This window comes from Bacillus sp. FSL L8-0199 (genome assembly GCF_038005705.1).
GTDB classification, from domain to species: Bacteria; Bacillota; Bacilli; order Bacillales; family Bacillaceae_G; genus Bacillus_A; species Bacillus_A cereus.
On the sequence record NZ_JBBOTS010000001.1, the window covers coordinates 383,446 to 396,166 of the forward strand.

Below are 12,721 nucleotides of genomic sequence, written 5' to 3' on the forward strand. Positions count from 1 at the left end.
TTATGATTCATCATGTGGAAAGGTTGATAGAGAGTAAAAAGAGAAATGTTTTTCATTGATAATAAAAGCGAAAAATAAGTGACGATAGAGTGAGTATATTTTCCTTATAATAGATGCTTTTTGGATCATCTAGTAAAATCAATCTGGAAGCAAGAATTGATATATGTAAGTTGCGCAAGGCGCGGCATAAGAAAGGAGCAAAAGGATGAAGGAGCTTCATACGTTTGGGTGGTATGCAGCACGTGTATCACCACATTTGCCGAAAAAAGCATTTAAACCAGTGCCTACTCGTTTATTTGGTGGACTGGCTTATTTGCTTGTGGCATTGGCGGGGTTAATATCGATTGGTGTATTTGAATTGAATGTGTGGGCGAATCTAGGAATTGCGATTGTTCTTGGATTATGTTTTGCTTCACTTGGATTTTTAGGACATGAAATTTTACATGGAACTGTTGTAAGAAAGGCATGGCTTCGTGACTTCTTAGGCGCGATTGCATTTATGCCATTATCAACAGGGCCAAAGCTTTGGAGAAAGTGGCATAATGCAACGCATCATGTTCATACACAGCATGAAGAGAATGATCCGGATGCATGGCCGACACTTGAGAAACTTAAGAAGAGTAAGTTTTTGAGTTGGGTATATCGTATGCCTTTACATGTACGTTCATTCTTTAGTTTTCTGTCACTAACAATTCAATTTACATTGCATTCGACTCGAATGTTCTTTCATTTTATAAAAGAGTTCAAGTCATCCAATCAAAAATCTGTATGGCTTCAACTTCTTTTGCCTTGGACAGTTTGGATTAGTTTATTGTTTATTATGGGACCTGGAAAATGGTTATTTGCATATGTCATTCCGTTGTTAATTGCTAACTTTATTGTAATGGCATATATCGCAACAAATCACCGCTTAAATCCAATTGTTCCAGTAAATGATCCGTTAGCAAACTGTTTGTCAGTAACAGTGCCGCGCTGGGTAGACGTTTTACATTTCAATTTCTCATATCATACAGAACATCATCTGTTTCCTGCTATGAGTTCTAAATACTATCCGTTAGTAAAAGAGAAGATTAAAGAAATGTGGCCGGAACGCTATCATGAGATGCCGATGACAAAAGCTTTGGCAGCGCTATGGAATACACCACGTGTGTATTATCAAGGAAGTGAATTAGTGGATCCGCATAGAGAGCATTTCTATGGTTCTTTAGGAAATGGACTAGATCCTCATAATATTTCATATCGTGAGGAACATATAGAGGAAGAAAAGAGTATTAAAAAAGTAAATCAGTAAAAATTAATATATTTTTGCAATGAAAAAGCAAGCCATCTCAGGCTTGCTTTTTCTTATAAAGAAACTTCTTTTTTGTTCTTTTTATGGAATTGGACGGAGTTAGTTTCTTTTCGTTGTAGTCGTTTTTCTAAAAGATTAACAAAATAAGTAAATAGAAGAACAAGTACGAGATAGTATACACCAACGATTATGTAAGTATCTAATTGTTGGAAGTTACCTGCTGCAATTGATAAACCTGATCCCCATAATTCGGACAGTCCTACGTAAGCGACAAGTGAAGAGTCTTTTAATCCGATAATAAATTGGTTTCCTAGAGGAGGAAGAGACAGACGAAATGCTTGTGGTAATATAATCCGGCGCATAGCTAAAGGATAAGGCATACCTAAGGAGCGAGCGGCTTCCAATTGTCCCCGGTCGACGGATTGAATGGATCCCCGGAAAATTTCCGTAATATATGCACCGTTATGAATTGCTAAAGCGATTGCTCCTGCCCAAAAAGGGGAGAAAACAATGACAGATGTAATGCCAAAATAGAGAATTGCGATTTGAACGATTAAAGGTGTACCACGAATAATAGCAATATAGATATGAGCAATGCTATTTAAAACTTTGTTATTCGAGATTCGAAAGAAAGCAAATAATAATCCAATTAATGAACCGAGTACTAGGGAGGTTAATGTTAATTGTAATGTGACAATAGTAGCCTTTAAGAGTGTGGGATAGGTAGAGATAAAAATTTCAAACATGCGTTTCACCTCATATTGTATAGATTTTAGTAGAGAATGAAATGCCCCACATGAAATGAACAATTAATCAGTGGGGCACTGTTTATGAATCTTTTGAATGGCTAACTTACTTCGTTTTTTCCTCTTCACCGAGAATATTACGCCCGAACCATTTTTTACTGATCTTTTCATACGTACCATCTTTAATGATTTCATCTAACGCTTTATTTACTTTCTCAACCATTTCTTTATCATCTTTGCGAATAGCAATTCCCATTTCATCAAGATTTAATGGTTTTCCGGCTTCTTTTATATTTGATTTTCCTTCTTTTATCATACGTAGACCAACCATTTGATCCGTAATTACTGCGTCAACACGCCCAGGCTCTAAATCCATAAGAGCAGTAATATCGCTGTCATATTCTGTGATTTGATCTGTATATTTTGCAACAAGATTTTTAAAGGTACTAGCTTTTACAACACCAATTTTCTTACCTTTTAAATCTTCTGGAGAAGAGATAGCGTTATTCTTTTTAGCTACAAAAATTTGGGCGCCGGAGCGATAGTACGGATTTGAGAAACTAACAGCTTTTAAGCGCTCCTCTGTAATTGCCATACTACCCAGTATTACATCATATTTCTTCGCTTGAAGACCTTGAATCAGCGTTTCCCATGGGTTTGTAACTGGCGTAGCCTTCATGTTCATCTTTTTAGCAAGAGCTTCACCGATTTCTACATCAAAACCGACAAGTTTGCCGTCATTTTCTTTATAGTTAAAAGGTTTGTATAATCCACTCATCGCATAGCGAAATTCTTTTTCACCATTTGTTGAAGTAGTAGAGCTTTCTTTGCTACAAGCTCCTAGTATGAAAGATGTACATAGTGTAATGCTAGCAACAATGGTTAATAGTTTTCTTTTCATAAAATCCCTCCTATATATTGATCATACGGATGGTTTTTTAGTATGTTATTGAAATATTTTATTTGGATGATTAGTTGTGCACCGTATGAATGTATTCTTTTTCGTTCGAAACAAAAGTTACATTATAAAACGTTGCGTAAAAATTGTTTTGCCCGTTCATGTGATGGAGCTGAAAAGAATTGTGCTGGCGGAGCATCTTCTACAATCTTTCCATCATCCATAAAGATGACGCGATCAGCTACATCTCTTGCGAAATTCATTTCATGAGTAACAATAACCATTGTCATCCCTTCTTCAGCAAGTTCTTTCATAACTTGCAATACTTCTCCAACAAGTTCAGGGTCTAAAGCTGAGGTAGGCTCATCAAATAGCATAATCTTAGGGCTCATTGCAAGAGCTCGTGCAATGGCAATGCGCTGTTTTTGACCACCTGAAAGAAGATGAGGAGTTACATCTGCTTTATCTTGAAGGCCGACTTTTTGGAGAAGTTGAGTTCCAATATCCTTTGCATTTGCTTTCTCTAATTTTTTTACGTGAATAGGTGCTTCTATGATGTTTTCTAGTGAGGTCATATGAGGAAAGAGGTTAAAGTGCTGAAAAACCATACCGACATTTTCACGGACTTTATTTAAATTTGAATGCTTTGGCTCAATTCGCTCACCTTGTAAGTGAATTTCGCCTTCATCGTACATTTCTAAAAAGTTAAGACAGCGAAGTAATGTACTTTTACCAGAACCACTGGCACCAATTAAAACAACAACTTCTTTTTCTTTTACTTCTAAATCAATTCCTTTTAACACATCAAGTGAACCGAATGATTTTACTAGATTTCGAACTTGAATCATACAAAACCCCCAGTTAAAAATATATTTTACAAATGTTGCCCCTTATTTCTGTTATTAGTCATAAATTGTCAGAATCCTTTATTTTTTTCGTGCAATTTGATATTCAAAGAAATAATATTTTTTGAAATCTCTATATCCTTCTATGATGAAAATATGGATAATAATATATAGGTAGTATTTATATTGCTTATAAAAAGGGGGAAAGGGAAGATGGAAAAAGAAAGGAAAACATTTTCTTTTGGATTACGTACACAACTTATGCTATTCACTACAGTTTTAGCTTTTATTACATATTCAACAAGTATCTTTTTTATTTACGTGATATACGATTATTTTCAAAGTTATGTAAGTCAAACTGTATATAATATTATCGTTATGTTATTAGGGGTAGTATGGTCTGGAATTTTAGCATATGGAGCAGCCGTATTTTTAATTAAACCGCTTCGCAAGTTAGAGGAAGCGGCAAGAAAAGCAGCTGAGGGTGATATTCGTGAAGATGTTCCATTACCGAAGACAGATGATGAAATTAAATCTTTAAGTGTTGCATTTAATATGATGTTAGGAAACTTAAGGGGCATGGTAAAAAATATTGATACAACATTTTCGTATACAAATAATCAAGTACAGCAGATTAGAAAACAAACAGGCGAAGCAACGAGACAAGCGCAAGGTGTATCAGAGACACTTGCAGAAATTTCTTCAGGCGCTGAGCAATCAGCGGCATCAATTCAAGCAATTGTTTCTGCTGTTGATACAACGACTTCTATTGCAAGTGAAGTAGAAGAAAAAGCGAAGCAGTCTGATACATTGTCTTCAGAAATGGTTGAAGCTTTAGGGCATAGTACTCGTGTCTTTACGTCTTTAATTCAAGGTATTCAAACATTGGCAAAAGAAAATGAAGATTCAATGCAAAATGTACAGAAGTTAGAAGAACGAATGAAACAAGTAGAACATATTGTGTCTGTTGTGAGTGCGATTGCTAGCCAAACGAATTTATTAGCACTAAATGCTTCTATTGAGGCAGCTCGCGCAGGAGAGCATGGAAGAGGCTTTGCGGTTGTTGCGGAAGAAGTACGTAAACTTGCTGATGAAAGTGATCATTCTGCAAGAAACATATCGCAGTTATTACGGAATATGCAAGATGAAGTACAACAAGTTGCAATGAAAATGACAGAACAAGTGAAAATAGCTAAAGAAGAGGCGAAACGTGGGGAAGCTACGGAATTAATTTTAAAAGAAATGTCATCAAGTGTTATGGAAGTAGCCGATGCAACTCAGCAAATTAGTAGTTATATGAATGAACAAGTGAGCCACATTCATCAAACAGGAGCACAAACAAAAGCTGTAGCAGCAATTGCTGAAGAAACGTCAGCTGGTTCGCAAGAAGTGGCGCGTGTGACGCTACAACAGTCTAAAAATATGATAGTAATCGATCAATTATTAAAGGATTTAGAGAAGCAAGCAACTGATTTGAAACAAACAATTGAACGATTTTCAATGTAAAAGGAAGAACAGAATGCTGTTCTTCTCTTTTTTATTTAGCTTGATTTAATATTTACAGTTAAACTATGAACGTTTCCGCAACATTCTTTTCTGTCCCTTTCGGATGAAAATTATAGCGAGCTATAATATTAAAAGGGGTGTCTTTTATGAAAAAAGAAAAAAGACAACGGTTAATTAAACAATTTGTAAAGGAGTATGAAATAGATAAGCAAGAAAGATTAGTAGAATTGTTAGCAAAAAAAGATGTATTAGTAACACAAGCTACGGTTTCTCGCGATATTCGTGAGTTAAACTTAACGAAGGTACCTTCTCAAGAAGGATTAATGATATATAAAGTTTTCTCAGAAGAGCATGTACAAACTGATATAAAGTTAAAGAAAAAATTACGAGAAGTTGTTGTAAAAATTGATTGTGTAGATCAATTAATGGTTATTAAAACATTACCTGGTAATGCACATGTTATTGGTGTTTTATTTGATGAGTTAGATTGGAAAGAAAAAATAGGATGTATATGCGGAAATGATACATGCCTTATAATTTCACAGTCGAAATCAGATAGGGAGATTATAGAAGAAAGATTAAATTTAATTATTTAGATGCAAAAATCCTGTTTTTAATAAAATTAAAAACAGGATTTTTGTTTAAATACGGAAGTTAAATATTCAACATATATGCGTAATATATGTATTTTTTATTGAGAAAGCGAGATAGTTTGTTATAAAAATACATATTCGTATGATTTTAAAAAAATAACTTGTTTAATATTTCACAATGATAATGTGGATACTTTCACAAAGATGAAAGTGCAGAGCATTTATTATGTACTTGTAAGACATCAAACATATTTAAAAGGAGGTACAACAAATGAAACATCCGATACATGTTACTTCAGAAATTGGAGAATTACAAACGGTTTTATTAAAACGACCGGGTAAAGAAGTGGAAAACTTGACGCCAGATTATTTGCAGCAATTATTATTTGACGATATTCCATACTTACCAATTATTCAAAAAGAGCATGATTATTTTGCACAAACGTTACGCAATCGGGGTGTTGAAGTTCTTTATTTAGAAAAACTAGCCGCTGAGGCGTTAGTAGATAAAAAACTTCGAGAAGAATTTGTTGATCGTATTTTAAAAGAAGGACAGGCCGACGTAAATGTTGCACATCAAACTTTAAAAGAATATTTACTTTCCTTTTCAAATGAAGAATTAATTCAAAAAATTATGGGCGGTGTACGGAAAAACGAAATTGAAACAAGTAAGAAGACACATTTATATGAATTAATGGAAGATCACTATCCGTTTTACTTAGATCCAATGCCTAATTTATATTTTACTCGTGATCCAGCAGCTAGCGTGGGCGATGGCTTAACGATAAATAAGATGAGAGAACCAGCGCGTAGACGTGAATCATTATTCATGGAGTACATCATTAAATATCATCCAAGATTTGCAAAACATAATGTACCAATCTGGTTAGATCGTGATTATAAATTTCCAATTGAAGGTGGCGACGAGCTAATTTTAAATGAAGAAACAATTGCGATTGGAGTATCTGCTCGTACTTCAGCTAAAGCAATTGAACGTTTAGCTAAAAATCTCTTTAGCCGACAAAATAAAATTAAGAAAGTGTTAGCAATAGAAATTCCAAAATGCCGAGCATTTATGCATTTAGATACAGTATTTACAATGGTTGATTATGACAAGTTTACAATTCATCCAGCCATTCAAGGGCCAAAAGGGAATATGAATATTTATATTTTAGAAAAAGGATCAGATGAGGAAACTCTTAAAATTACACATCGTACTTCTTTAATGGAAGCATTAAAAGAGGTATTAGGCTTAAGTGAATTAGTTCTAATTCCATGTGGAGGAGGAGATGTAATTGCTTCTGCTCGTGAACAATGGAATGATGGCTCGAACACATTAGCAATCGCGCCAGGTGTAGTTGTTACATATGATCGCAACTATGTATCTAATACGTTATTACGGGAACACGGTATAGAAGTGATTGAGGTTCTAAGTTCGGAATTATCTCGTGGTCGTGGGGGTCCACGTTGCATGAGTATGCCAATTGTTCGTAAAGATATTTAGTATAAATAACGGAGAAAGTAGGGATGAATTATGTTAATGACTAGACCAAATTTAAAAGGAAGAAGCTTTCTAGCAGAAAAAGATTTTACACAAGAAGAATTGTTATATTTTCTAGATTTGGCAGCAGAATTAAAAGAGAAAAAGAAAAATGGTATTTCGCATCATTATTTAGAAGGTAAAAATGTAGCGCTCTTATTTGAAAAAACTTCTACTCGTACGCGTTGTGCATTTACAGTAGCATGTACAGATTTAGGGGCAAATCCTGAATATTTAGGGAAAGGTGATATTCAACTTGGGAAAAAAGAATCTGTAGAGGATACAGCAAAAGTGTTAGGGCGTATGTTTGACGGAATTGAGTTTCGTGGATTTAATCATGAAACTGTAGAATCTTTAGCACAAAATTCTGGTGTGCCGGTTTGGAATGGATTAACAGATATGTGGCATCCAACACAAACACTAGCAGATTTATTAACAATTAGAGAACATATAGGGAAATTGAAAAATGTGAAGCTCGTTTACGTTGGCGATGGACGAAATAATGTTGCTAATAGCTTACTAGTTGGTGGAGCAATCGTTGGAATGGATGTATGTATTTGTACACCGGAATCTTTATGGCCTGCACAAGAAGTAATTGATTTAGCAAAAAAATATAATGAACAGGTAATGATAACAAGTAATGTGGAAGAAGCTGTTGCGAATGCAGATGTAATTTATACAGATGTATGGGTGTCTATGGGGGAAGAAGAAAAATTTGCTGAACGTGTCGAGTTATTGAAACCTTATCAAGTAAATATGAAAATGATTAAAGCAACAGGGAATGAAAACGTGATTTTCTTACATTGTTTACCTGCATTTCATGATGTTGAAACGATGTATGGCGAAGAAGTTTATGAGAAATATGGGTTGAAAGAAATGGAGGTAACTGACGAAGTATTCCGCAGTAAACATTCAAAAGTATTTGATCAAGCTGAAAATAGAATGCATACAATTAAAGCGGTTATGGCAGCTACTTTAGGAAACATGGAGTAAAGAAGAAAGGGAGTCTTCCTTTCTTCTTTCTCCTCCTTTAGACACTATCATTCACTATTGCTTTTGTATTGTTATTGCAATTTAAGAGAGGTGAGTGGAATGGGTGAAGATAAGAAATTAGGGTTGTTTACACTAACGGCTCTTGTAGTTGGGTCTATGATTGGCGGTGGAGCCTTTAATTTAGCGAGTGATATGGCAAAAGGTGCTGGTGCTGGAGCCATTATTATTGGCTGGGTTATAACAGGAATTGGGATGATTGCACTTGGATTATCTTTTCAAAATCTAACTGTAAAACGGCCAGATTTAGATGGTGGTATTTTTAGCTATGCAAAAGCAGGATTTGGTAATTTTATGGGGTTTAATAGTGCGTGGGGATACTGGCTATCTGCTTGGCTTGGAAATGTAGCTTACGGTACATTATTGTTTTCTTCATTAGGATATTTCTTCCCAATCTTTGAAGGCGGGCAAAATGTAGCGTCCATTATTGGTGCAAGCGTATTATTATGGTGTGTTCACATGTTAATTTTACGTGGAGTTCAATCAGCAGCACTTGTGAATTTAGTAACTACAATCGCAAAATTAGTACCTGTATTTGTATTTATTGTCATAGGAATCTTCGCGTTTCATATTGATACGTTCTTAGATGGATTTTGGGGGCAAACTGGTTCTTTTTCATGGGGAGCAGTTGGCAGCCAAGTTAAAAGTACAATGCTTGTAACTTTATGGGTATTCATTGGGGTAGAAGGGGCTGTTGTTTTATCCAGTCGAGCAAAAAATAGAAGTGATGTAGGGAAAGCAACCGTTATTGGCTTAATTGGTACACTCATCATTTATATTTTAATCACATTATTGTCTCTTGGACTTATGCAGCAAGCAGATATTGCGGGTTTGAAAAATCCGGCTATGGCTTATTTATTTGAAAGTGTTGTTGGAAAATGGGGTGCTATCTTTATTAATTTAGGTTTGGTCATCTCTGTATTAGGTGCTTGGTTAGGTTGGACTTTGCTCGCTTCTGAAATTCCATATTTAGCGGCTAAAGATGGAGTATTTCCAAAATGGTTCGCAAAAGAAAATAAAAATAAGGCTCCAGTAAATTCATTGTGGATAACAAATGGTTTAATACAAATGTTCTTGTTAACATTCGTTGTTTCTGATCAGGCGTATAACTTTGCATTCTCTTTAGCATCTTCAGCTATTTTAATTCCATATGCTTTTTCAGCATTTTATCAACTGAAGCATAGCTTAAATTCTGAAGAAGTAGATCGAAATAAAAATATAGTAATTGGTTTGATAGCCAGTATTTATGGCGTGTGGTTAGTTTATGCAGCTGGTTTAGAGTATTTATTATTAACAATGACTTTATATGCGCCAGGTATTTTTATTTTCTACAATGTTCAAAAGCAAAAGAGTTCGAAGCAAATATTTACTCGAGTGGAATTAGCATCATCCGTAGCAATTGGTGCTTTAGCATTCTTTGCGATTTATGGATTAATTACAGGCAGTATTACTTTATAAAGCGCTGTGAAAGCGAAATCAACTGGAGGGCTGGAATATGGCACGAAGAAAAATTGTAGTTGCACTAGGGGGAAATGCGATACAGTCTGGAGAAGCTACTGCGGGAGCGCAGCAAGAAGCGTTGGAAAAAACGGCAGAACAACTTGTGAAAATAATGGAAAATGATGTAGATATAGTAATTGCGCATGGAAATGGCCCACAAGTGGGGAATATTTTATTACAGCAAAAAGCTGCAGAAACGGAAAAGACACCTGCAATGCCATTAGATACTTGTGGGGCAATGAGTCAAGGGATGATTGGATATTGGATGGAAAATGCGATTGAAAAGGCATTGAAAAAACGGAATATAAAAAAAGACGTAGCAACGGTTATAACACGTGTTGTTGTGGATAAAAAAGATGAGGCATTTAAAAATCCAACTAAACCAATTGGTCCTTTTTATACAGAAGAAGAGGCCAGAAGATTAATGGATGAAACAAAAGCAGTGTTTAAAGAAGATGCTGGTAGAGGGTGGAGACGCGTTGTTCCATCACCGAAGCCTGTAAGTATTCATGAACATAAAGTGATTAATTCTTTGGTCGAAGATGGAAATATAGTGATAGCTGTTGGCGGAGGTGGAATTCCAGTAATTGATTCCGAAGAAGGGTTAGAAGGAACTGAAGCAGTTATCGATAAAGATTTCGCTGCGCAGAAATTAGCAGAATTAGTAGATGCCGATACGCTCGTTATTTTAACTGCAGTTGATCATGTGTATGTAAATTATAATCAACCGAATCAAAAAAAATTAGAGCATGTCACAGTGAATCAATTAGAAGAATATATTGAAGAACAACAATTTGCTGCGGGAAGCATGCTTCCAAAAATTGAAGCTGCTATTAATTTTGTTAATACAAATCCAAAAAGAAAAACAATTATTACGTCTTTAGAAAAAGTATATGAAGCACTAGAAGAAAAAGCCGGTACTATTATTTCAAAACAGAATGTATGCATATATGTTTAAATTATTATGTACGCTACTTATTAGTAAAAAAGAATGAAGTTAGTAACTTCATTCTTTTTATTTATTAATATTTTTTGTACTTATTGTTCATAAAGTTTTCATGATGAAATCTGAATATGTAAGTTAATTATGATAAAATTCAAATTGAATACGCTTTCTTGATTTTTCGCTCCAACATACAGCAAGAGAGAGGGAATTTTATGAATAGACGGAACGTAGTTAAGGACTTAAAGCAGTTCGAATTATTTGCTCATTTAACAGAAAAAAAATTGAAAGGCTTAACAGAGTTTGTTTATTGGCGAACTTATAAAAAAGGTCAATTTTTATTTTTAGAAGGAGATTCAAGGGAAAGAATCTACTTCATGTTAGATGGTTTTGTAAAGTTAGAGCGGGTTAATCAAAATGGGAACTTATTATACGATGACTATGTAAAGCGATATTCTATTTTTCCTTATGGTGGTATGTTTACAGACAGAGGATATAACTATACAGCAGAAGCAATGACGGATGTGGAGGTATATTATATTCCAACGGTAATCTTTGAAGATATGGTAAAATCCAGCAGAATGCAATTGATGTACGTTGTTCAGCAATTATCATCTATATTAAAATTGAACGAAAATCGAGTGCAAAATATTACAATTCCTAATGCACAAGATCGTGTTATCCAAACGTTAAATTATTTAATGCAGGATTTAGGAGAACAGAGTGGGGAAAAGATTGTAATTTCATGTCCACTTACAACAATTGAAATATCCAAAATATCTGGAACATCTCGAGAGACAGTTAGCAGCGTATTAAAACAATTAAAAAATGATAGCATTGTTACAATTTTAGATAAAAAAATTACAATACATGATCCAACATATTTTGAAGAAATTTCAATGTGAAAATTGTATATTGATTTTTTAATTCATAGTGTATATTAATAAGGTTCTTTATATATTTATAAGGAACTTTTTTACGTTATCCTCTATAAAAAGATTGTATAGTATGGTAATAATAGCTAAAATCGATAATAAAATACAAAGTGAAGGGGAGAAAGAATGATTCGTATTGAGTATGATCGATTAGTAGCTATTTGTTACAGTATAGGGGTTTTGTTATTATTAAAAATTCCAAATGATAATGAATTAATTGGGGAAAAACTATTCAATGTCTATAAGGTTCCGATACATACGTATGTCTATATGGATTATAAAGTCTCAAATATATTGATTGTTTCTTTCATACTACATGTAATTGCATTTATATTATTTTTAAAATGGCTAGGAAAAAAGGAGTCTAGTACATTTAGAAAAACGAATAAGATAAAAGTAGTAGGCATTAGTATTTTGATTGTAATGATGCCGTTTATTTTAAATACAATCCTCCAGACATTGAATAAAACATGGTACTACGCAGGAAAAACAGGGGTAGAAGCAATAGAATATAAAAAAGATGATAGCCAGTGTAGAATGGAGAAAAATGGAGAGAATATCCAACCGAAGTGCATTGTTACTTTAAAAAATTATCGTAATCATTCACAAGCATTAAAAGTTGTTTTATATGATAATGCAAACGAGAATTCAAAAAGCTATCCAGTACCGAAACCAGTCTATTTACAAAAACATGAGACAAAGCAATTCGAATTTCAAGTTCCTGTTTCTTATAATAGAGGTATTGAAAAAGATAAAGTACCAAATATTAAATTACATTCATTGCATGAAAATGATACGAAATACAATTAATCTGTAAGTAAAAGTTTATGAGTAGGAGCAAGAATTTGAAACGATATAGAAAATCAACTTGAAT

General features: G+C 34.1%; 11 protein-coding genes and 2 pseudogenes. 10 read left to right on the plus strand and 3 right to left on the minus strand.

The genetic code is table 11. The features are described 5' to 3' along the window. Positions 1–205 precede the first annotated feature (205 nt). On the plus strand, positions 206–1,291 hold the full coding sequence (locus tag NST86_RS02045) for a fatty acid desaturase family protein (protein WP_000661226.1): 1,086 nt from the start codon (positions 206–208) through the stop codon (positions 1,289–1,291). Between the two features lie 53 nt (positions 1,292–1,344). Here NST86_RS02045 and NST86_RS02050 read toward each other — a convergent pair whose 3' ends face one another. The 3 genes from NST86_RS02050 to NST86_RS02060 form a co-directional block, all read right to left on the minus strand. Beyond that, the gene (locus NST86_RS02050; protein ID WP_115735448.1) at positions 1,345–2,100 is read right to left on the minus strand and encodes an amino acid ABC transporter permease; all 756 of its coding nucleotides are present in this window, start codon (positions 2,098–2,100) and stop codon (positions 1,345–1,347) included. Positions 2,101–2,143: 43 nt separating this feature from the next. Further along, positions 2,144–2,938 carry an ABC transporter substrate-binding protein gene (locus tag NST86_RS02055; protein ID WP_000823768.1) on the minus strand — a complete coding sequence of 265 codons (795 nt, stop codon included), beginning with the start codon at positions 2,936–2,938 and terminating at the stop codon, positions 2,144–2,146. A 122-nt stretch (positions 2,939–3,060) separates the two neighbouring features. Continuing rightward, positions 3,061–3,783 carry an amino acid ABC transporter ATP-binding protein gene (locus tag NST86_RS02060; protein WP_000616934.1) on the minus strand — a complete coding sequence of 241 codons (723 nt, stop codon included), beginning with the start codon at positions 3,781–3,783 and terminating at the stop codon, positions 3,061–3,063. A gap of 375 nt (positions 3,784–4,158) precedes the next feature. Here NST86_RS02060 and NST86_RS34765 point away from each other — a divergent pair. The 9 genes and pseudogenes from NST86_RS34765 to NST86_RS02100 form a co-directional block, all read left to right on the plus strand. Continuing rightward, positions 4,159–4,344: pseudogene (locus tag NST86_RS34765) on the plus strand (HAMP domain-containing protein); the annotation flags it as partial. 369 nt (positions 4,345–4,713) lie between these two features. Continuing rightward, positions 4,714–5,286, plus strand: a pseudogene (locus NST86_RS34770) (methyl-accepting chemotaxis protein); the annotation flags it as partial. 146 nt (positions 5,287–5,432) lie between these two features. Further along, positions 5,433–5,882, plus strand: a complete 450-nt coding sequence (gene argR, locus NST86_RS02070; protein ID WP_000711827.1) for an arginine repressor — start codon at positions 5,433–5,435, stop codon at positions 5,880–5,882. 268 nt (positions 5,883–6,150) lie between these two features. Then, a complete protein-coding gene (gene arcA / locus NST86_RS02075; RefSeq protein ID WP_000682331.1) occupies positions 6,151–7,383 on the plus strand; it encodes an arginine deiminase in 1,233 nt (410 codons plus the stop codon). Between the two features lie 30 nt (positions 7,384–7,413). Next, on the plus strand, positions 7,414–8,412 hold the full coding sequence (gene argF, locus NST86_RS02080; RefSeq protein WP_086423820.1) for an ornithine carbamoyltransferase: 999 nt from the start codon (positions 7,414–7,416) through the stop codon (positions 8,410–8,412). Between the two features lie 99 nt (positions 8,413–8,511). Beyond that, positions 8,512–9,927, plus strand: a complete 1,416-nt coding sequence (gene arcD / locus NST86_RS02085) for an arginine-ornithine antiporter (RefSeq protein WP_000503402.1) — start codon at positions 8,512–8,514, stop codon at positions 9,925–9,927. Positions 9,928–9,964: 37 nt separating this feature from the next. Next, entirely contained in the window at positions 9,965–10,927 is a 963-nt protein-coding gene (arcC, locus tag NST86_RS02090; RefSeq protein ID WP_098616510.1) for a carbamate kinase, read from the plus strand. 200 nt (positions 10,928–11,127) lie between these two features. Next, a complete protein-coding gene (locus NST86_RS02095; RefSeq protein WP_088066087.1) occupies positions 11,128–11,817 on the plus strand; it encodes a Crp/Fnr family transcriptional regulator in 690 nt (229 codons plus the stop codon). A 156-nt stretch (positions 11,818–11,973) separates the two neighbouring features. After that, on the plus strand, positions 11,974–12,657 hold the full coding sequence (locus NST86_RS02100) for an ABC transporter permease (protein ID WP_201144893.1): 684 nt from the start codon (positions 11,974–11,976) through the stop codon (positions 12,655–12,657). The last annotated feature ends 64 nt before the right edge of the window (positions 12,658–12,721 follow it).

Excerpts from the sequence above, each read along its gene's own strand:
- NST86_RS02060 (WP_000616934.1), bottom strand. The coding sequence starts at position 3,783 with ATGATTCAAGTTCGAAATCTAGTAAAATCATTCGGTTCACTTGATGTG.
- arcD (WP_000503402.1), top strand. The coding sequence starts at position 8,512 with ATGGGTGAAGATAAGAAATTAGGGTTGTTTACACTAACGGCTCTTGTA.
- NST86_RS02095 (WP_088066087.1), top strand. The coding sequence starts at position 11,128 with ATGAATAGACGGAACGTAGTTAAGGACTTAAAGCAGTTCGAATTATTT.
- NST86_RS02055 (WP_000823768.1), bottom strand. The coding sequence starts at position 2,938 with ATGAAAAGAAAACTATTAACCATTGTTGCTAGCATTACACTATGTACA.
- NST86_RS02100 (WP_201144893.1), top strand. The coding sequence starts at position 11,974 with ATGATTCGTATTGAGTATGATCGATTAGTAGCTATTTGTTACAGTATA.
- arcA (WP_000682331.1), top strand. The coding sequence starts at position 6,151 with ATGAAACATCCGATACATGTTACTTCAGAAATTGGAGAATTACAAACG.
- NST86_RS02045 (WP_000661226.1), top strand. The coding sequence starts at position 206 with ATGAAGGAGCTTCATACGTTTGGGTGGTATGCAGCACGTGTATCACCA.
- argR (WP_000711827.1), top strand. The coding sequence starts at position 5,433 with ATGAAAAAAGAAAAAAGACAACGGTTAATTAAACAATTTGTAAAGGAG.
- arcC (WP_098616510.1), top strand. The coding sequence starts at position 9,965 with ATGGCACGAAGAAAAATTGTAGTTGCACTAGGGGGAAATGCGATACAG.
- argF (WP_086423820.1), top strand. The coding sequence starts at position 7,414 with ATGTTAATGACTAGACCAAATTTAAAAGGAAGAAGCTTTCTAGCAGAA.